The sequence below is a fragment of the Erwinia sp. Leaf53 genome, assembly GCF_001422605.1.
Classification (GTDB): domain Bacteria; phylum Pseudomonadota; class Gammaproteobacteria; order Enterobacterales; family Enterobacteriaceae; genus Erwinia.
The window spans coordinates 112,365-132,814 of sequence record NZ_LMLK01000022.1; the positions used below are offsets into that span (position 1 = coordinate 112,365).

Consider the following 20,450-nt stretch of genomic DNA (forward strand, 5'->3'; position numbering starts at 1 on the left):
TTGCTTCTTTGCAACAGGGAGTACATTTTGACTCATTTTGAGACAGAGCCGCGTGAAGCGGCGTTAAAACAGCTGATTCTGCAGGCCGGCACGACCGCACTTGCCGGTTTTAACGCGCGCCAGCCGGGCGAATACCAGCTGAAGGGCCATCAGGATATCCTTACCGAAACCGATACGCTGGTAGAGGCGCAGCTGATGCAGGCCCTGCGCGAGCGGTTCCCACAGGATCTGATCCTCGGGGAAGAGTCCGCGCAGCCGCCCGCCGACGCGCACAGCCTGTGGGTGATTGACCCGATCGACGGCACCGCCAACTTTGCCCGCGGCATCGCCCATTTCTGTATCTGTATCGCCTGGGTGCGCCACGGCGTCACCGAGCTGGGGGCGATTTATAACCCGGTCAGCGAGGAATTGTATCTGGCGCGGCGCGGCCACTACGCGCTGAAAAACGATCGCCCGCTGCGCTGCGCCGGCACCGACGACAGCCGCCGTGCCGCCTTTGAGCTGGGCTGGTCGTCACGCCACAGCCAGCGCCGCTACCTCGACGTGATGGCAGCACTGCTGAACGGCGGCGCCACCGTGCGGCGTGGCGGTTCCGGCGCGCTGGCGCTGGCCTGGGTGGCCGAAGGGCGCAGCGATGGTTACGTTGAGGCCCATATGAACGCCTGGGACTGCCTTGCCGGGCTGCTGCTGGTGGCGGAAGCCGGCGGCCGCATCGGAGTCGTGCCCGAGGATGCCGCCGGGATTTACGCCGGGCTACCGGTGCTGGCTGCGGCACCCGGCGTGGCTGCGGCGCTGGCGCAGGCCAGTGCGATCCCGCTGGCAGAGCATTCAACAAAGGATCTGAAGGCTGAACGGCATAACGTCAACGCGGCGGGCAGCGAAACAGCCCTCTTCACCGATACGCTGCCGACTGACTCTGCCAACACCGGCGGATCACCCGCCAGCCAGCGGACGGCTGCTGGCCACGCTTCCGCAGAGGGGGAGGATGCGCTGAATAACGCCGCCCGGCATTATCCTCGACCGCCGGTCAGCCTGATTGCCGCCGACCTTCCCGGCTGGGGAGTGGATATTTATATCGGCGGCTCCGACGGCGTCACCGATCTGGCCCTGCTGGACCAGCACCATATCCGCACGGTGATCAACTGCGCGGTCAATCTCGATATTGACTGGGTCAACCTTGCGGAGCCGGGCAGCGCGCCGCACCTGTTGCGCCACGGCAGCGGCAGCGTGCGCTACTACAAGCTGGGGCTGATCGACGGCGAGGGTAACGCGCCGGAGATGCTGCACGCCGGCTATCTGCTGATGCGCGCCGCGCTGCTGCAGCAGATCCCGGACAAAGCCTCCTACCGCAACCGCGAACGCGGCAATATTCTGGTCAACTGCCGCGGCGGGCGCAGCCGCTCGGTGGCGCTGGTGGCGCTGTTTCTGCATCTTGAATGCCCGCAGCAGTTTCCGACGCTGGACGCGGCGATTGCGCTGATCCGCGATAAACGTGAGCTGCACCCCGACGAGTGGTCTGAAACGCCGAAGCCATCGCTGACCCGGCTGGCAGAGTGGGCGATCGTCCGTGAACGGGCGCTGCGGGCCACGGAGCACCGCGATGACCGGGCGTGACGACGGTGGAAAGGGCCAGCCCCATGCTGGTGGATTAGCCAGTCTGGCCGATGTTGACCACGGCGACACCGGCCTGGCTCGCGCCGGTGAAACGACAGAGCAGGCCGCCCATAACGCTGGCAATAAAGGCCTGCACCACGCCGGCGCAGCGGCAGCGTGGGCCGAGGGTGTCAACGCCACAAAAGGCTTTGCCAGCGCCAGCGAGGTCGCGCGGCTGGCGGGCGTGTCGCGTTCGGCGGTGTCGCGCACCTTTACCACCGGCGGCAGCGTCTCGGCGGAAACCCGCCGCAGGGTGCTGGCCGCCGCCGAAACGCTGAACTACCACGTTAATCACCTGGCGCGCGGCCTGTCGAAGGAGGCAAGTCGCCCGGTGTGTATCCTCGGCGGCAACCTCAGTTCGCCGTACCAGGCCAGCCTGCTGGAGCACCTGACCCGCCGTCTGCACCAGGCGCAGCGGGCGGTGATGGTGATCAACACCGATGAGGGCGCGGAGAGCGCACGCGACGCGCTGGCGCAGACGCTGAACTACCGCTCTACCGCCACCATCGTACTTTCCGGCAAGCCGGACCGCTCGCTGATTGAGACCTGCCTGCAGAGCGGGCAGCAGGTGATCCTGATTAACCGCATGGGGGAGTTCAGCGGCGCTGACCATATTGAAATTGACTACCGGTCCACCATGAGCGAGGCCTTTGCCCTGCTGCGCGAGGCCGGACGTCGCCGGCTGGCGCTGGTCTCCTCTACCGCGCGCTCACCCAGTATGGTGACGCGGGAAGCGGGTTTTCTCACCGCCGCACGGCAGGCAGCCATTGACTGCCGGGTCGTACGGGCCGGGCCGGCCAGCTATCAGAGCGGGGTGGCCGCCGCGCGTGAACTGTTCGGCGGCGGCCAGCCGCCGGACGGCATCTTCTGCGTGACCGACCTGCTGGCCTGCGGCGTGCTGGACGTGGCACGGCACGAATATGGCCTGCGCGTGCCGGAGGATCTCAGCGTGCTGGGGTTTGATGATATTGAACAGGCGGGCTGGATTGGCTATCAGCTGACTACCTTCGCCCAGCCGCTGGCGGAGATGGCCCAGGCCGCCTGCGAGATGCTGCTGTCACCGGCAGCGTGGCCGCCGGGCAAACGGCTGTTTCAGGCGGCAGCCGTGCGTCGCAGGACGCTGTAAGCGCGCTGGATGAGAAACGCCATCCCTGGGGATGGCGTGGACGGCAGAGCAAAGGCAACCCCGGCCGGGTGTAAACCCGCCCGGCAACTACACCGCTTCGCGCGGACGTGATTTCATCCATGACAGCGGCCCCGGGCCGCTGAGGGTGAAGACGGATATCAGCGTAAAGGCCAGCGCCACCAGACCCATCACCAGGTACGCGCCCTGGAAACCGATGCTGTCATACATGTTACCGGCAAACACCGACATAAAGATCATCGCCAGCTGCTTGAAGAAGCAGAAGCACACCAGGTAGATGGTGGCCGAGAAACGCACCTCAAACTGGCTGGTGATGTATTTGAAGCAGCCGACGATCAGGAACGGAATTTCAAACATGTGCAGCGTCTTCAGCACCACCACCTCCACCGCGGTGGTGGCAAACGAGGAGCCGATAATGCGCACCGACATGATCATCCCGGCCAGCAGCAGCGCGTTCTTACCGCCGATGCGGTTAACGATCAGCGGGGCGAAGAACATCACGCTGGCGTTAAGCAGCTCGCCCAGGGTGGTGACGTAACCGAACACCCGCGTGCCCTGATCGGTGGTGGCGAAGAAGCCGGTAAAGAAGTTGGCGAACTGCTGGTCAAACACGTCATAGGTGCAGGAGACGCCGACCACGTACAGCGACAGGAACCACAGCTTTGGCTGTTTAAACAGCTCCAGCGCCAGCCTGACGTTAAACGTCGGCTGATTGGCCCCGACCGCATCCGCCACGCCGGCGGTGGAGTTTTTATCCGTACGCGAGAAGTACAGCAGGATAGCGAGGATCACCGCACAGCCGGATCCGAGCCAGAAGACAAACTGATTGTTGATGGTGAACATAATGCCGACGATCGAGGCGCACAGCGCCCAGCCCACGCAGCCGAACATGCGCGCGCGGCCAAATTCAAACTGGCTGCGGCGGCTGGCTTTCTCGATATAGGCTTCGATCGCCGGCGCGCCGGCGTTGTAGATAAAGCCCAGGTAGATGCCGCCGACGATCGAGCCCAGCAGAATGTTGGTCTGCAGCAGCGGGCCAAACACGTAGATAAAGAACGGCGCAAACATCACCAGCATGCCGGTGATCACCCACAGCAGGTGCTTGCGCAGCCCCAACTTGTCGGAGAGCAGGCCAAAAATCGGCTGAAACAGCAGAGCAAACAGCGAAATACAGGAGAAGATAATGCCGGTGTCGCTTTTGCTGATGTGGTTAATGTCGTGCAGCCAGATCGGGAAGAACGGGAAATAGGCTCCCATAATGAAGAAGTAGAAAAAGAAGAAGAAACCAAACATCCAGAAATTGGTGTTCTTTAAATAGTTCATGCTGAAGATCCTTACGCCAGTGACGGGCAGGGTTAACTTCCCTGCCCGCTGAGGATGCCGTTAATTATTCTGTGACCAGCACAGCTGATAGTGATAACGCTGCGCGCTGAGCAGATACTCCGGCGACACCGACGGGCTCCAGGAGTCATCGCCGCCGACCCCCATATGGAAGCCGTCAATATTCAGCCAGGTGCCCTTTTCCGGCAGCAGCAGGTGGCGATGGCTGGTGGCCATCAGCTGCTGCTGGCCGTAGCGGCCGATGCTGAACTGGAAGTCGCCGCGCCACTGGTGTGCGCCGTACCGCAGTTCGCGGGTGCCGCAGCGCAGGCCGTTCTCACACGGATGCACGTAAGGGGTGTGCATCTCCTCCAGCGCCAGATCCCAGCGGTCGAAGCAGGCGGAGGCCAGACGATCCGGGTAGTTTTCATGCGGGCCAAGGCCCAGCCAGCTGACCCGCGGCTGCACGGTCGCCAGCTGGCAGCTGAGGCCGATACGCGCCGGGTGCGGCGTATTGCGCGACACCTCCACGTCCACGTCAATCTGCACGCTGCTGCCGCTGAAGCGGTAAGTTTTGCGGCTGATAAACTGCGTCTGGCCCTGGTGCTGCCAGGCGTGCACGGTGGTCACCAGCACGGCGGCGGCAAGCGCTTCTGCCTCGCACTGCAGCAGCTGCGCTTCGCCCTGATAGTGGCCGGCGGCCTTCCAGCGCTCAACCCAGGCATTGGGATCGATGCGGCTGGCTTCGCTGACGCCGATATCGTTATCCAGCGGCGCGCGGGTAAACTGGTCGGCCAGCGGGCTGAGCAGCTGCGCCTGTCCGTTGACCCACTGCTGCACCAGCAACCCCTGCTGGCGGCAGATCTCCCAGCGGGTGCTGCCGCTGTCAATCGTAAAGCTCTGCTCGCTGACGCTCAGCTCTGGCGCCTGACCGGCAGGCTGCTCCGGCGTGGCGCTCAGCACCTCCGCCAGCGGCCACTGCTGCCAGGCGCTGATGTGCCCGGCGTCGGACCAGGCGGTGGCCTGCGGCTGTTGCACACGTACGGTGAGCCACAGATCGCCTGCGCTGGCGGGCAGGGTAAAGGCCGGCAGCGTAACAACCTGCGTCCCTTCCGGGCCGATATCCAGCGGCCACTCGCCGCTGGCGAGCTGATGGCCGTTCTGCGCCAGCGTCCAGTGCAGGACCTCGTTATCGCTGTGGCGGAACAGGTATTCGCTGGTGACTTCAATTTTCGGCGTTTCACCGTTCAGCAGGCGGAACTGGAAGAACTGCTGAGCGTGTTTCGCCTCGTACAGCGACGGGTGCGGCGTGCGGTCGGCAAACACCAGCCCGTTCATGCAGAACTGACGGTCGTTCGGCGTGTCGCCAAAGTCGCCGCCGTAGGCCGACCACGGCTGACCCTGGTCGTCGTACTTGATCAGCGACTGGTCGACCCAGTCCCAGACAAAGCCGCCCTGCAGGCGCGGGTAAGCGCGGAACGCCTGCCAGTATTTGTCATAGCCGCCGAGGCTGTTGCCCATCGCGTGGGCGTATTCGCAGAGGATCAGCGGACGCTGCTCGCCCGGCATCGACAGCCATTTTTTGATCGACCATTTCGGCACCGCGGGGAACGGCTGGTCCTGGTCGACGCGCGCGTACATCGGGCAGATAATATCGGTGGCCGCGCTGTTGGCCCCACCGCCTTCATACTGCACCGGGCGCGACGGATCTTCCGACTTCAGCCAGCGGTAGAGCGCGTCGTGGTTTGCGCCGTGGCCGGATTCATTGCCCAGCGACCAGATGATGATGCTCGGGTGGTTACGGTCGCGCTGCACCATGCGGGTAACGCGCTCGCTCATTGCCGGCAGCCACGTTGGATCGTCGCTCAGGCGGTTCATCGGCACCATGCCGTGGGTTTCGATATTGGCTTCATCCACCACGTACAGGCCATACTGGTCGCACAGGCTGTACCACAGCGGATGATTCGGGTAGTGCGAGCAGCGCACGGCGTTAAAGTTGTTCTGCTTCATCAGCAGGATATCTTTAATCATCGTCTCGCGATCCATCACCTGACCGTATTCCGGGTGGTGTTCGTGGCGGTTGGTGCCGCGGATCAGCAGCGGTTTGCCGTTCACCCGCAGCAGCCCGTCCTCAATGCTTACCTGACGGAAACCGACGTCGCAGGCTTCCGCTTCAATCAGCTCGCCGTCAGCACGCTGCAGCAGCACCACCGCGCGGTACAGGTTCGGCGTTTCAGCGTTCCACAGCGCCGGATTTTCAACCTTAAGCGACAGCGTAGTGCGGTCCGCGTACGCGCCGCGTTCGTCAATAATGTCGCTGCCCAGCGCGGAGGTAGCGCTGCCGACCTGGGTTTCCCCCTGCCACAGCTGCAGGCAGATGCGCAGATCGTCCGTTACGGTCCCCTGCACTCTCACCTGCGCGTCCAGCACCGAACGGCTGAAATCGTCGTTAAAGCGGGTGGTGATACGCAGGTCGCGCAGCCGCGTGGCCGGCTTGTGCAGCAGCGACACGTCGCGGAAGATGCCGCTCATGCGCCACATATCCTGGTCTTCCAGGTAGCTGCCGTCGCTCCAGCGCAGCACCAGCACCGCCAGCCGGTTTTCGCCCGGCTGTAAAAACGCGCTGAGGTCAAACTCAGACGGCAGGCGGCTGTCCTGGCCGTAGCCGACCCAGCGACCGTTGCACCACAGGTGGAACGCCGAGTTGACGCCGTCAAACACGATGCGGGTCTGTCCGTCGCGCAGCGCGTCGTCATCCAGAGTAAAGGTGTGCGAGTAACAGCCGGTCGGGTTATCGGCGGGAACAAACGGCGGATTGACCGGGATCGGATAGGTGACGTTGGTGTAGATCGGCGCGTCGTAGCCGTCCATCTGCCAGTTTGAGGGCACCCGCACCGAATCAGCATCGGCCAGATCGCCGCTTACCCAGCTTTCCGGCACCGCTTCCGGCTGTGAAAAATACGAGAACTTCCAGCTGCCGTTCAGGCTGCGGCGCTGGTCCGAATGGCGGTTGTCACGCGCATCCGCGGCGTTACGCCAGCTAAAGAACGGCGGGTGCGCCTCCAGACGGTTAATCTGCGTTACGCCGGGGTTTTCCCAGTCGCGGCGGGCCAGTACGGCGTTCAGTGAATCAGTGTTCAGGGTCATCGCGCGATCCTCAGTAAAATTGTTACTCGCTCACAATTTTTTCAACATAGGTTGCGGAAATGATGCTGTAAAGCAAACGATGCCCAATGAGTGAGGTGCCTCACAGATATCGTTATCTGAACGGATGATATGCGTGGAAAACTGCGCCCTGCGGCGGAAAATTAACCTTCCGGTTTCATCTGCGCCAGCTGGCGGGAGATCTGCAGCAGCGTATCCGCCAGCGCCTGCGGTGAGGCGGCATGGGCACCGGGAGCGCTCACGGTCTGTCGCTCCACCAGCGTCACTGATAACAGCTGGTTGCCGGTGATCGTTTCACCCTGGGTCATGCGCAGCAACCGGTCAACGCTGCTCTGCCCCAGCAGCGGGAAATCCTGCTTGACGGTGGTCAGCGGCGGAATATAGCAGGAGCTGTCTTCGGTATCGTCATAGCCAATCACCGAAATATCCGCCGGCACCCGCAGGCCATACTCGCTGATTGCCCGCATCGCCCCCAGCGCCATCTGGTCATTGGCCACCAGCAGCGCCTGCGGCACCGTGCCGCCGTTGAGCAGGCGGCTGGTTTGCTCAAAACCGGAGATGGCGCTCCAGTCTCCTTCCAGCTGCGCCAGCGGCTGCAGCTGATGCTGCGCCAGCCAGCGATGCCAGCCGGCCAGGCGCTGGCGTGCGGCCACCGAACTCTGCGGGCCAGCCAGCAGCGCGATACGCCGGTGGCCGCACGCGACCAGGCGCTCCACCCCCAGCCGCGCCCCGGCCTCATGGGAGAAACTGACGCTGTTGATCGGCGAACTGTCGGAGACGTCCAGAAACAGTACCGGCACGCCGCCGCAGGCGGCGGCTACCGTGGCGGCATCGTCATCTTCCAGCGGGAAATTGACGATCAGGCCGCTGACCCGCTGCCCGAGCAGGTTGTTGACCGCCGCCACGCAGGCCTGCACGCCGCTGCGCTCGACCATCGCGATCACCACGCTGGCACCGGCGCGGTCGGCGCGGGATTTGATCGCCGCCACGATCTGTGACGGGGCGTGCAGCGCCAGGTTGACGGTGGCCACGCCGATCAGCGCCGTCTGCTTGCCCGCCAGCTGCTGCGCCACCCGGTTGGGAATGTAGTTCAGCTCCGCCATCGCCGCTTCCACCCGTTCACGGGTGCGATCCGAGACGTGCTTTGCCTGGTTCACCACCCGTGAAACGGTCTGATAAGAGACCCCGGCGTGGTCGGCGACGTCGTACAGCGTAACGGGTTTCATAAGAGGTTCCTGATGGCGGTGGGGGTTGGCGGGTATCATGCCACAGCGAGGCGGGGGTGGCACAGGAATCCCGGCGTGTTGAAAGCTAAAAAACCGATCGGCGCACCGTACGGGCCGATCGATTCGAGTGAACTCATTACGAGGTGGGTTTCTTATTACTTGCTTAGCAATTGTGCTTTTAACCAAACTGACGGCGGGTATTAGTGCGTGTTAGCCGCATGGCCGCAACGTTCAGCAGCCAAAAATTCTGATATCCCCTTTTTACTCGCTAACGCCTCAAAACGACGATGATGGCCTTGTTGACGAAATGCGTGGTAGCGCACAGGGCTGACCCAGAGCAAACCTTCAAACATATCATTCCAGGCTCTATGCAATAAATTGAGCGACGCATTAAGCCCATACACCGGCCGGGTATAGTCCCGCTTACCCGTTTCATCCATCTCATAAAACTTCCAGACAGCCTCATGGTGAGCTAACCGATTACGGAGATCCCGAATGAGATTAAACTTTTTGTCGACAATATGCCGTGGCATGCCTGCAGGCGCACCGGGAAAAACGTGTCCGGTCAGATTCGGCCACAGCAGGCTGCGATTGCGCGGTTCATCATAGGCAGAACTCAAAAAGTGTGTCCAGAATCCGAAATCCAATCCGGAGATCACACGCTCAGCGGTAACAATCTTACCCGCCATTTTTATACGTTTTGCTACCTTACGGATGCACTCTTCTTCCCAGACCGTTTTCTGATAAAGAGGGGATCCCTGGCTGTACCGCCTGTTACCCTGCGCATCAAGCTGAAATCGTTTACCCTGACGGATCCAGACTTTATCACCCATGTAGCGGGGAAGATCAAAAATCCAGTTACTGTCGGTTCGCCAGAGGCCCTCAGCACCTGGTGGGGGATGATTGCGGATGGTATGGTCAATGGCATTGCGCAGCGAAACCTCCAGACAATGAAACAGCGGCTGCATTGAGCTGCCGAGCGCCTTATTCCAGTTATAGCTTGCCATCACCTGATCGGGCTTAAGCTTAAGTATCTCAGTATAAATTCTCAATCCTGGCTCAGAAATATAATCCTGCAGTTTCATCTTGCCCCTCCCGGGCCACAGAAACAGAATACCGATTGACGACCTTCATCGATCCCGGTAGATTCATGCTCGTGAAGGCACGGATTTCTTCGGACCCGTGCGCCTGAGTTAGTACCGGAAAAGCCACCTGTAAAGGTGGCTTTTCTCGTTTACGTTCCAGCACGACTATCTTCCCTTTTTCAGCCAGACTCTTGAAGTAAGAACCACAGCGCGGGGAGAGTTAACGCTTCGATTTGCGAACCCTGCCGCAATTTCAGATTTAATGCCGCTTCGCCGCCACTCGGTTATCCTCCGACGTATTGTCCGGCCGCACCGAAACCATAATCGCCACCGAGACAAACAGCGACACCGCCATCAGCACGAAGGAGAGGCTCGGGCTGCCGGTCAGGCCATTGAGTAACCCTACCACCCATGCGCCGGTAAAGGCCCCCAGCGCGCCGAAGCTGTTGATTAACCCCATCGAAATACCGGCCACGCTTTTTGGCAACAGCTCCGGGATCAGCGCGAAGAACGGGCCGTAAGGTGCGTACATGCAGGCGGCGGCAACGATCAGCAGCGTATAGGAGAGCCAGAATGCATCACTACCCACCAGCCACGAGCCGGTGAAAGCGAGACCGGCCACCAGCAGCAGCGGCCAGACGAACAGCTTACGATTCTGGAACTTGTCAGACAGCACAGAGACCGTCAGCATCAGCACGATCGCCGCCAGGTAAGGCACGGCGGCCAGCCAGCCGACGGAGACGATATCGCGGTTGGCACCGGCTTTAATGATCGACGGCATCCACATCATGAAACCGTAAACTCCGATACTCCAGAACACGTGGACCAGGCACAGGCAGACCACGTTGCGCGAGGTAAAGGCGGCACGGTAGTTTTTAACCGGCTTAATCTCCTGCTGTTCTGCTGCCATCGCCTGTTCGAGATCGCGCTTCTCGTTGGCCGTGAGCCACGTGACGTCAGACGGTTTATCGCGTACCACCCGCCACCAGATAAAGGCCCAGGCCACCGCCGGAATACCTTCGATGATAAACATCTCGCGCCAGCCCCAGGCCTGAATCAGGTAGCCGGAGAGAATCGACATCCACAGCACGGTCACCGGGTTGCCGAGCACCAGGAAGGTATTCGCCCGCGAGCGTTCGCCTTTGGTAAACCAGTTGCTGATAAAGATCAGCATTGCCGGCATCACCGCCGCTTCCACCACGCCCAGCGTAAAGCGGATGATCATCAGCATCGGAATATTGGCCACCAGCCCGGTGGCCGCCGCCAGCAGCCCCCACAGGATCAGGCTGACAAACACCAGCTTTCTGGCGCTGCGTTTGACCGCATACACCGCGCCGGGCACCTGGAAGAAGAAGTAGCCGAGGAAGAACAGTGCGCCGATTAACGATGAAATATTTTTGGTAATACCCAGATCGCGGTCGATGCCCGATGCAGCGGCAAAGCCGTAGTTGGCGCGGTCCAGATAGGCGAGGCTGTAGGTAATAAAGATCACCGGCATTAAGTACAGCCAGCGTTTATTCGAAAGTTTAGCGTTCATAACGGCACCCTGATATCACGTCATTGTGAGACAGCAAAGAGTTAACCCTTCCGGCAATCTCGTTTTCGGTGAAACGATTGACAGACCGGGAAAGCCGGGGGTGATGCTTTGTTACTGGTAACGTTAATCAAGCTAACACCGCACCCCGCCTCAGTGACAGGAAATGACGCGGTTTTTCAATGAACTGTGAAGGCGCTTAAAAATATTGGAACATCGCCAGTAACATTGCCGGGCATTGCGATTTGGCAGGCGGGTTTACGTCGCCGGGCGGTCAGCGGCCAGCTGATATCACGCTGGATTATCACTGGCATTTAAAATCGCGATTGGCTTGATATCTGGTCAGCGGCGATGATGGCTGTGCGCCTGCCGGTAGCCGATCTGTCAGGCCCCCACGTCGCGACACCCGAAGACTCGCAGAAAATATTAAGAGAGTGAATGATGAAAATGAACGCCATTATCTGGCCGGAGCACTATATTCCAGGCTTTACCGAAAACTTTGCCTCCAATGAAGTGATTGTCGCCGGCCTCAGCGCCGCAGAAGTCTGGCCTCTGCTGAGCCACCCGGGCGCCTGGCCGGGCTACTATGCTAACTCCGCCAATATCCGCTTTTACGATAATCAGGGACCGGAACTGAACTCCGCTAGCCGTTTCTATTTCGAGACCTTCGGGTTCCCGGTTGAAGCGCAATGTAATGAATTTGTCGCACCTGCCAACGGCCAGCCCGGGCGCGTGGCCTGGCACGGCTGGGCGGGAGAAGAAGGCACTGACCAGCGGCTTGACGTGCATCACGCCTGGCTGGTGGAAGATCTTGAGGGCGGCCGTGTGCGTATTCTGACGCAGGAAACCCAGAAGGGGAAACCGGCGGAAGCGCTGCACGCCGCTAAACCCAATCCGATGATCAACGGCCACCAGGAATGGCTGGACGGGCTGGTGGCGGCGGCACGGGCACGCGTGCCCCGCGAATAAACACCGTCTGTCACATTTACCCCACCTGCCGCCAGACACGGCGGCGACCCGTGGCCCCGGCTGACTGTTGCCCCCCGTCAGGCATGTATACCGTTCGCTGACCTGTTGCGACAGCAGGGATTCACCGTCGCCTGGCAGGGTTTAACGCCTTTGCGTCCAACGGCCAGGCACGGCGGTCAACCCTCGCCGACGCCACCTGTTACACAACTGCTGAACAGCAGCTGCCGTAGCCAGCGCTGCGCCACGTCGTGATGGCTGCGCGGGTGCCAGGCGGCGACTTTGACAAAGCCGGGGATCGCCAGCGGCGGTTCACACACGGCCAGCCCCACCATCCCGGCCACCAGTCGGGCGGGCAGCACGGCCACCATATCACTGGCACGCAGCACCTCCGGCAGGATCAGGAAGCTGTTCACCGACAGCGTCACCCGGCGCTGCCTGCCCTGCTGCGCCAGCGCGGCGTCGGTCACGCCGTGGAATCCGCCGCCGGTATAAGAGACCAGCGCCTGATCGAGCTGGCAGAAGCGGTCGAGGCTCAGCGCACCGCCCCCCGCCACCAGCGCCGGATGCCCCTCCCGCAGCACACAGACATAGTGCTCGGTAAACAGATCGCGCGCGTGCAGATCCGCTGGCGTACTGTCACGCGTGACCAGCGCTACGTCAATCTCCCCGCTCTCCAGCTGCCCCTGAATCTGCCGGTCGTCCAGCGCCACCAGCGCCACCTGAATCTGCGGTGCCAGCGTCTTCAGCGCGGCAAGAAACGGCAGCGCCACCGCCCGCAGCGCATAGTCGGTGGCCGCCAGAGTAAAGGTCAGCCGGGCGGAAGACGGGTCAAATCCGGAAGGCTGCAGCAGGCCATCGATCTCCCCCAGCAGCTGTTTCAGCGGCAGCTTAAGCGCCTGCGCGCGCGGCGTCGGCACCATGCCGTGCCGGGCACGCACAAACAGCGGATCGCCAAAATTATCCCGTAGCCGGGTCAGCATGCCGCTCATCGCTGGCTGGGTGACACCGATACGTGCGGCAGCGCGGGTGACGTTGCACTCCTCCAGCAGCACGTCCAGCGCCTTTAGCAGGTTGAGATCGAGGGTTCTGATATTGGTCATGGTGATGAGCACGGTTTATGGTAATCCTACAGCTTATATCATGTAGTGATAAAGGGTTAGCCTTTATTTACCCTGAATCTTTCTCTGCCCGTCGGTAAATACGCACTGCACATAAACGACCTTAATTTTTTTATAAAAAATTAATTACCTCAAGGATTTTCGGCAATTCCATGATTGCCCTTACCCGGCACATTGATAAAGTAGCTTTTAAAATCAAGGAGGAATGTATGGATTACTACAAAAACCCCGGTGAGGACGACGTAACAAAACCAGGCGGCCTGCGGTTGTTAAAACCCGGTGAAATTGTGCTGGCTGTTACGCTTTTCGGTTACAGCATTCACTATAATAAAGTGTGGGTACACAGAGGAAGCTATTTACCGTTCAATATTCAGGGTAATTTCACGGCGATGACGCCTAATGGCGAAATGTGGTTTCAGGAAGGCGTATATGAGGAGGATTTTTCTAGAACTTCAATAAAGATGCAACATATGTTTCTCCATGAAATGATGCATGTATGGCAGCATCAGCGAGGTATGTGGGTCAGAACACGAGGTGCTTTTTCATGGGCTGCTGATTACAGCTACAGCCTGGACAAAGAAAATCTACTTGATTACAGTCTGGAACAACAGGCCAGCTTAGTAAGTGATTATTGGGTATTACTGCATGGTGGTTTTTATCATACTAAAGCAAACATTAACTATAGGCACTACCCCTCATCTGAATCAGTAGAAAATCTGATAGAAAAATACAGGGATATTTTAGGGAGCTTTCCACAATGAAACTATCGCTGTTCACTGTCACCCCGCTGATCTTTTTATTGACAGGTTGCCCAGGCGAGGGCGACAGACTAATCTACAACCACTGGAGATCGATTTATCTTTCGCCAGAGAAAGTTTGTTTTAGTGTTGACAAAAAAGACGTTCTTAAAAAATATTCACTTGAGTACATCAAAAAAATATCGAGTGAATCAGTTCTTGAATCCGGTTATGGAAACCCAAGATTATCATACCCTGAAACCTGCTTTGATATAAAATTAAAGACGGGATACAAATACTACGCCTACTACATTTTGAATGACACTAAGTATCGTTATGTTTTTTTCATAGATAACAACTGGAATGTATTCAGCATGCAAAGGAGTCTCTAATGTCTTTACCCGCTTATCTTTTCTTATACAATGAAAATGGTGTACTTATCAAAGGAGACTGTCTGTTAGCAGGCAGGGAAGGCGCAATCGAGATCATGAGCAGCAGTTATGCTGTATCTCTTGGCGTGGACGCTCACAGCGGAAGTATCACCGGAACACGTATGCATAAGCCTTTTATCATTCACAAATATATCGATAAGATTTCGCCTTATCTGGCAATAGCCGTGTGTGAAAGCCGCAGGTTGCAGAAAGCAGAGATGCGATATTACGCCACTAACGACTCCGGGCTGGAATATGAAATCTATCGCGTAGTGCTGGATGATGTCGTGGTGATGTCGGTTGAAGCTTCACACAGCTATATTGCAGGATCGCGGCACCCCAATATGTTAGAAACCGTAGCCCTGAGGTTCAGGGGCATCACCTGGCACTATAAAGAAGGAAACATTCAGTACAGTGACTCATGGATGAAAAAAACAGAGTGATGCCCGCTTAAGAGCTCCGCTGACACGTTTATTCCACAGGTAAGCCCCGATACGCTGTTCAGTCACGCCGTTGTTGGTCAACGCACCGTAGCTCCGCAGACGAGCGACGGAAATTGACGTCTCAATGGCGGCATAGTCTTGTGGTTGCAAAGTCCAGCTCCCTGATGGTAAAGTTTTATGTAATGAACACGTATGTTATTCCCTGTTCCGACATAATACATGCGCAGAAAGTGGTCAGGCACCTGAATTAAGTAGGGTGTTTGTCCAAACAACAAAAGCGCCTCTGGCGCTTTTGTTGTTTACAGGGATGGTTTACGCCGCTCAGGCCACAGTTCCATGTGGCCCCCTACTTCGTCATATTCAAAATCGTGCGGATATTCTGCGCAGTCGTCGCGATAATATCGATAGCACCGGTGCGCAGCGCGCCGAGGATTGCCATCGCCTTGGTGTTTTCGGAAGCGATAGCAATAACGCAGGGGATTTTGCGGAGCTCGTCGATGCTGACGCCGATCACCCGGTCGTTCATTACCGTATCCACGTGCTGGCCCTGCGAGTTAAAGAAGTCATAGCCCGCCACGTCGCCGGTAACGCCCTGGTTGAGGCTGGCGTCGATAATCTCGTGCGGCGTAAACCAGCCCAGCTTCACCATATAGCTGTTCTCGTTCATATCGCCGATGCCGACCAGCGCGATATCGGCCTTACGGGCGCGATCCAGCGTCTCTTTAATGGTGCCGTTCTGCATAAACGCCTCTTTTAACGCGCGGTTTTCCACGTAGGCCGGGGCGTAGAGGGTTTCACTGATGCCGCCGAACTTCTTCGCCAGACGGCGGCTGATGTGGTCGGCGTTAATCGCATCGCCGGGGCGGTGGGTGCCGCCGATGCCGCTGATAAAGTGGCAGTTGCGCGTCGGTACCTGGCCGGGGTGATCGGCCACCGCCGCCACGTTACGTCCCTGCCCCACCGCCACCACCGAGTTCTCTTTTAACGTCTGCTCCAGATACCCCGACACCAGCGCGGCAACCTGGCGCCGCTGCTCATCGGCGTCCTGCAGGTCAAGGGCGATCAGCGCCCGCTGCATCTGCGGAAAGCGGTCGATCAGCTGCTGTTCCAGACCAGTGCTGAACACCGGATGGTAACGCACGGTGATCTCAACGATGCCTTCTTCCTTTGCACGTTTCAGCAGCCGCCCGACCTTGATCCGCGAAATACCAAACTTGCGCGCGATCTCTTCCTGAGTGATTTCATCCTGGTAATAGGCAACGGCGATTTCGGTCAGCAGTTCCAGGTCCTGAGAGGGCGTCTTTTTTTCCATGCGCGAGGTCCCGCAACGTATGGCCTGACTGAGCTCAGGCGGTTCTGGAAGGATTTATATCATTGATACGGTTCATATCGCCAGGCATTGGCGATATGAACCGCAGGGCGGTCACAGATTAACGACGGATGGCGTCAATCTTCAGCATGCGGGCGATAACGATGTCGAGCTCTTTCTGATCGAAGATCTGCTTCCAGTCCGGCTTAACGATCTTCTCACGGCCGTACTCCATGGCGATCATGCAGGCGTCAGAGAACGGGTTGGTGGCGCGGAAGGCCACCGCCAGCGCGATCTGGATATGGCCGTAGAGCATCGCTTTGGCCGCTTCTTCCGGCACGCCGCTGTGCTTAACGGTCTCATCCAGCGCCTCTTTCATAAAGGCGCCGACCATACAGGCCACGGTTTCCACCAGCGTCGGCTCCAGGTAGGCCAGCTGGGTGACGGTCACCCAGTGCACTGCTTCCACCGGGCCGTACATCACGCTGATTACCTTACTCAGCTCCGCGCGCTGTGCGTCGCTGCCGGCTTCATAGGAGGCCGCCACGTGCTGGATGGCGGCGATACCGCCAAAGGCGTCGGCGTGCTCTTCTTTAGTGTAGCGCTCCAGAAACACCGACGGGTGGCACGGGTGCGCCACCGCGTATTCGATCCCGTCGCGCTGGGCAATCAGGTTGGCGTAGGCGGCGGCCGGATCCAGCGTCAGCAGGATCGCGCCCGCTTTCATCTGCGGCACCACGCCTTCAGAAACCTTACCCAGTACGATATCCGGCACCGCCAGGATCACCACGTCACTGACCGGCACCACCGAAGCAGCGTCAGACAGCTCACGCCCCTGGGCGATCACCTGCTCCTGCGCCTTCGGCGAGTTCTCGCAGTAGAACACCTGATAGTCGCTTTTCTGGAAATTGGCAGAGATACGCATGCCCATTTTGCCGCCGGCACCGATCACGGTGATGGTTTTCAGTACGCTCATTTCATTACTCCTGATCTTGTTTACTACGTAAGAATTCAACGGTGCGCAGCGTCCACTCGGCTTCCCGCTGGCAGGTCAGTTCAGCATCGTCCTGCCACGGCAGCCAGTGCTCTACGATTTGGTTAATGCCTTTTTCCGCCGGGCGCACCGCGGCGATCATCCGGTCATAGTCCAGCAGCCCCTCTCCCATCGGGCAGCCGGCGTAGGTGAAACCGACCCAGCCGTCGCGGCGGGAAAAGGCGAAATCTTTAATGTGCAGGTTGCCGACCCGCGCGGCGGTGCTGGCGATGGTCTGCTCCGGCAGCTCAAGCCCGGCCACGCAGTTGGCGGGGTCAAGGCAGACGCCCAGCCACGGCGACGGGAAGCGGTCGATCACCGACATCATGTCGGCGGTTTTAACCTGCTCGTAGGTCTCCAGGCACAGGCGCACCTGCTGGCGTTCAAAGGCCGGCAGGATCTCCGCTATCAGCTGCGCGGCCTCCTCCAGCGACGGGCGGTGGCTGGCGGTGTGGAACATCGAGCGCACCACGCGGGCACCGAGGATCTGCGCCATATGCAGGTAGCGCTGCAGGTGGGCGGTGCCCAGCCCGCGGGTGCCCAGTTCGAGGGTGATGTTCAGCGCGTCGGCCTGCTGACGCAGCTCCTCCAGCTGCGCGTCTGACCAGCTTTCGATCGCCGGGTAGTCGCAGATCTGAAACACCGGTACGTCAAGCGCGGCGGTCTGCTGCAGCATCTGCAGCAGGCTCAGCGGCTGCGGCACCTGCGGCGACATGCGCCAGAAAAAGGCGTAGGTACTGAGTCCGATCCGGCTCATATACGGCTCTCCGCTAACAGGGCGCTGGCTTCATCAACAATCTGCGCCAGCGCCTGAGGATCGTGGGCAAAACGCCCGAGGAACAGGCCGTCAACGTCGCGCCCCAGCCGCTGGATCAGGCCGGGACCGGCGCTGCCGCCATAGATAATCTGCAGGTCAATGCCCTCCGGCGTCGGCAGGTCGCGCAGGCCGGCGCACACCGCGCGGATAAAGTCGTCCGGGGCCGGCTGCGGCGCACCGATCGCCCACTGCGGTTCATAGGCGAAGAACAGCGTGCCCTTCGCGCCTTCCCGCGCGGCATCGGCCAGCGCTTCACCCAGCTGCTGCTGGCATAACGCAACGGCCTCTGCCACTTCGCCCTGCTGCTCTTCACCGATGCACAGCACCGGGCTTAACCCGTGACGCAGCGACACCGCCACCTTGGCGGCGATCTGTGCGGCATCCTCGTGGAAATGGCGGCGGCGTTCGGCGTGGCCGATCTCCGCCAGGCTGCAGCCCAGCTCGGCCAGCATGCTGGCGCTGACTTCACCGGTCCAGGCACCGTTCTCCGCCTGGCAGACGTCCTGCCCGCCAACGCGCACCGGCGTACCGGCAAAGATCGCCGCAACCGCCGGGATGGCCGGATAGGCGGGCAGCACAAACAGGCCGACCTCGCCGGACCGGATAGCCGGATGGCGCTGGGCCAGCGCGGCCACTTCACGGCTCCAGTCGAGGGTCTGCTGATAACCGAAATACATCTTCAGGCTGACGCCCAGCCAGATTTTTGCCTGTGACATGCTCAGACTCCGTGCGTCGTGGTGGCCTGCGCCAGCAGCAGCCGGCCAACGGTGTTGACGATCATCGCCAGCGACACCGCACCGGCGTCCGGCGTGCCCAGGCTGCGTTCCGCCAGCGGACGGGCGCGGCCCATCTTCGGCAGCAGCTGCGCGGTGGCCTGTGCGGCCTGCTCCGCCACCTGTGCCGCCTGCAGCCAGGCGTCGGTCAGCGAATCCCCGGCCTCCACGCGCTGGTTCAGCGTATCGCTGAACGGCACCAGCACGTCGACCATGGTTTTATCCCCGACGCGGGCTTTACCAAAGTGCTGAATGCCCTGCTGGGCGGCGCGCACGCCGCTCGCCACGCGTTCGGCGCTGGGGGCCTGCCGGTCGCCGATGGCCGTACCCAGCGCGGTCAGCGCCACGCCCCACAGCGCGCCGGAGGTGCCGCCAGCCTTATCGGCCCAGGCATCCGCCGCGCGGCACAGCAGGGTGCCGGCACCGGCCCCTTTCGCCGCCACCTCACGGGCTTTCTCCACCGCGCCCAGCACGCCGCGCTCCATGCCGATGCCGTGATCGCCGTCGCCGGCCACCGCGTCGATATCACCGAGTTTTTCCGCGTTCTCCTGCAGCAGCGTCGCCACCGCCTCCAGCAGACCGAGCACGCGCTGCGCGCTCTGCTGCGATTCGGCGCTGGCGGCCGGCAGCGCCTCTTCCGCCTGGACTTCACATTCGGTGGCGCTCAGCGGTTCAGCAACGATCGCGCTGCCTTTACGGTAGGCCGGGGCGTTGGCGGGGGCGCACCAGAAGGTCTCCAGCTCGTCGTCCAGCCACATCAGCGTCAGCGAGGCACCGGCCATATTAAAGCTGGTGACAAACTCGCCGACGTCCGGCTCCACCACCTGCAGTTCCGCCGCCGCCAGCAGCTGCGCCACCCGGCGATAAACGACGAACAGCTCCTCATACTTCACCGAGCCGAGGCCGTTTAAGATCGGCGCCACGCGCTGACCGGCCACCGATGCGACGCCCGGCGGCAGTTCGCCGAGCAGGCGTTCAACGAAAATTTCCGCCAGTTCATCTGCGGTCGGCACGTCGGTCTCTTTAATGCCCGGCTCGCCGTGTATCCCGAGGCCCAGCGCCATGCGGCCGCTGGCCACTTCAAACAGCGGGTGGCTGGCCCCCGGCAGCGTGCAGCCGGAGAAGGCCACGCCGAAAGAACGGGTGCGGGCGTTAGCCCGCTGCGCCACCTGCAGCACGCGGGCCAGATCGTAACCGGCTTCGGCCGCGGCGCTGGCCACCTTAAACACCGTCAGATCCCCCGCCACGCCGCGGCGCTTTTCACGTTCGTCGACGCTGGCGCTGGAGATATCGTCGGTCACGGCCAGCAGTTCGCAGGGGATGCCTTCGCTGCGCAGACGTTCACAGGCCTGGCCAAAGTGCAGCACGTCACCGGCGTAGTTGCCAAAGGTGAGCAGCACGCCGCCGCCGTTGTCCGCGGCGCGCGCCACGTTGTAAATCTGCTGGGCAGACGGTGAGGCGAACAGGTTACCCATCGCCGCACCGTGTGCCAGACCTTGTCCAACCAACCCGGCGAACGCCGGGTAGTGACCGGAACCGCCTCCGACAATCACCGCCACGCTGCCGGGCTGGCTGCGCGTGCTGCGCACCACGCCGCCGGGCACCTGGCGTACTTTGTCGGCATTCGCCGCGACAAACCCTTCGATCAGTTCGGAGGCGAAAGCTGAGGGCTGGTTAAACAGGTACGTCATTA

At 60.5% G+C, this 20,450-nt stretch carries 17 protein-coding genes; 6 read left to right on the plus strand and 11 right to left on the minus strand.

Annotated elements, in window-relative coordinates:
- The first annotated feature begins 27 nt into the window (after positions 1-27).
- Positions 28-1,614: an inositol monophosphatase family protein gene (locus ASF13_RS24960; RefSeq protein ID WP_056237427.1), complete on the plus strand. Its 1,587-nt coding sequence runs from the start codon at positions 28-30 to the stop codon at positions 1,612-1,614.
- The gene (locus ASF13_RS14320) at positions 1,601-2,779 is read left to right on the plus strand and encodes a substrate-binding domain-containing protein (protein ID WP_082502356.1); all 1,179 of its coding nucleotides are present in this window, start codon (positions 1,601-1,603) and stop codon (positions 2,777-2,779) included. The genes ASF13_RS24960 and ASF13_RS14320 overlap by 14 nt, the downstream gene beginning before the upstream one ends.
- Before the next feature lie 87 nt (positions 2,780-2,866).
- Here the strand turns inward: ASF13_RS14320 and ASF13_RS14325 are convergent, their stop codons facing one another.
- The 5 genes from ASF13_RS14325 to ASF13_RS14345 all read right to left on the minus strand — a co-directional run bounded on the left by ASF13_RS14325 (position 2,867) and on the right by ASF13_RS14345 (position 11,130).
- Entirely contained in the window at positions 2,867-4,120 is a 1,254-nt protein-coding gene (locus ASF13_RS14325) for an MFS transporter (RefSeq protein ID WP_056237429.1), read from the minus strand.
- Between the two features lie 60 nt (positions 4,121-4,180).
- On the minus strand, positions 4,181-7,264 hold the full coding sequence (locus ASF13_RS14330; protein WP_056237431.1) for a beta-galactosidase: 3,084 nt from the start codon (positions 7,262-7,264) through the stop codon (positions 4,181-4,183).
- 161 nt (positions 7,265-7,425) lie between these two features.
- A complete protein-coding gene (locus tag ASF13_RS14335; RefSeq protein WP_056237434.1) occupies positions 7,426-8,508 on the minus strand; it encodes a LacI family DNA-binding transcriptional regulator in 1,083 nt (360 codons plus the stop codon).
- 200 nt (positions 8,509-8,708) lie between these two features.
- Positions 8,709-9,593, minus strand: coding sequence for an Abi family protein (locus ASF13_RS14340; RefSeq protein WP_056237436.1), 885 nt, complete (start codon positions 9,591-9,593; stop codon positions 8,709-8,711).
- Between the two features lie 259 nt (positions 9,594-9,852).
- Positions 9,853-11,130 carry an MFS transporter gene (locus ASF13_RS14345; RefSeq protein ID WP_056237439.1) on the minus strand — a complete coding sequence of 426 codons (1,278 nt, stop codon included), beginning with the start codon at positions 11,128-11,130 and terminating at the stop codon, positions 9,853-9,855.
- Between the two features lie 444 nt (positions 11,131-11,574).
- Here ASF13_RS14345 and ASF13_RS14350 point away from each other — a divergent pair, with 444 nt between their 5' ends.
- Entirely contained in the window at positions 11,575-12,096 is a 522-nt protein-coding gene (locus tag ASF13_RS14350; RefSeq protein WP_056238385.1) for a hypothetical protein, read from the plus strand.
- Between the two features lie 176 nt (positions 12,097-12,272).
- On the opposite strand, the gene ASF13_RS14355 is transcribed toward ASF13_RS14350, so the two are convergent.
- On the minus strand, positions 12,273-13,196 hold the full coding sequence (locus tag ASF13_RS14355; RefSeq protein WP_056238387.1) for a LysR family transcriptional regulator: 924 nt from the start codon (positions 13,194-13,196) through the stop codon (positions 12,273-12,275).
- A 227-nt stretch (positions 13,197-13,423) separates the two neighbouring features.
- Between ASF13_RS14355 and ASF13_RS14360 the strand changes: the two genes are divergently transcribed.
- Genes ASF13_RS14360 through ASF13_RS14370 form a run of 3 tightly spaced genes read left to right on the plus strand, consistent with a single transcriptional unit; the run spans position 13,424 to position 14,825 of the window.
- The gene (locus tag ASF13_RS14360; protein WP_056238391.1) at positions 13,424-13,975 is read left to right on the plus strand and encodes a hypothetical protein; all 552 of its coding nucleotides are present in this window, start codon (positions 13,424-13,426) and stop codon (positions 13,973-13,975) included.
- Entirely contained in the window at positions 13,972-14,343 is a 372-nt protein-coding gene (locus ASF13_RS25365) for a putative T6SS immunity periplasmic lipoprotein (protein WP_056237440.1), read from the plus strand. Before ASF13_RS14360 ends, ASF13_RS25365 begins: the two co-directional genes overlap by 4 nt.
- Positions 14,343-14,825, plus strand: coding sequence for a type VI secretion system tube protein TssD (locus tag ASF13_RS14370; protein ID WP_056237445.1), 483 nt, complete (start codon positions 14,343-14,345; stop codon positions 14,823-14,825). The genes ASF13_RS25365 and ASF13_RS14370 overlap by 1 nt, the downstream gene beginning before the upstream one ends.
- A 346-nt stretch (positions 14,826-15,171) precedes the next feature.
- Here ASF13_RS14370 and ASF13_RS14375 read toward each other — a convergent pair whose 3' ends face one another.
- The 5 genes from ASF13_RS14375 to ASF13_RS14395 form a co-directional block, all read right to left on the minus strand.
- A complete protein-coding gene (locus tag ASF13_RS14375) occupies positions 15,172-16,137 on the minus strand; it encodes a sugar-binding transcriptional regulator (protein WP_056237448.1) in 966 nt (321 codons plus the stop codon).
- Between the two features lie 118 nt (positions 16,138-16,255).
- Positions 16,256-17,110, minus strand: a complete 855-nt coding sequence (locus ASF13_RS14380) for a phosphogluconate dehydrogenase C-terminal domain-containing protein (protein ID WP_056237451.1) — start codon at positions 17,108-17,110, stop codon at positions 16,256-16,258.
- 4 nt (positions 17,111-17,114) lie between these two features.
- Positions 17,115-17,924, minus strand: coding sequence for a sugar phosphate isomerase/epimerase (locus ASF13_RS14385; RefSeq protein ID WP_056237452.1), 810 nt, complete (start codon positions 17,922-17,924; stop codon positions 17,115-17,117).
- Positions 17,921-18,700 (minus strand): triose-phosphate isomerase family protein, encoded by a 780-nt coding sequence (locus ASF13_RS14390; RefSeq protein ID WP_056237456.1) that lies wholly within the window; start codon positions 18,698-18,700, stop codon positions 17,921-17,923. Before ASF13_RS14390 ends, ASF13_RS14385 begins: the two co-directional genes overlap by 4 nt.
- A 2-nt stretch (positions 18,701-18,702) precedes the next feature.
- A complete protein-coding gene (locus tag ASF13_RS14395) occupies positions 18,703-20,448 on the minus strand; it encodes a dihydroxyacetone kinase family protein (protein ID WP_056237458.1) in 1,746 nt (581 codons plus the stop codon).
- Positions 20,449-20,450: the final 2 nt, after the last annotated feature.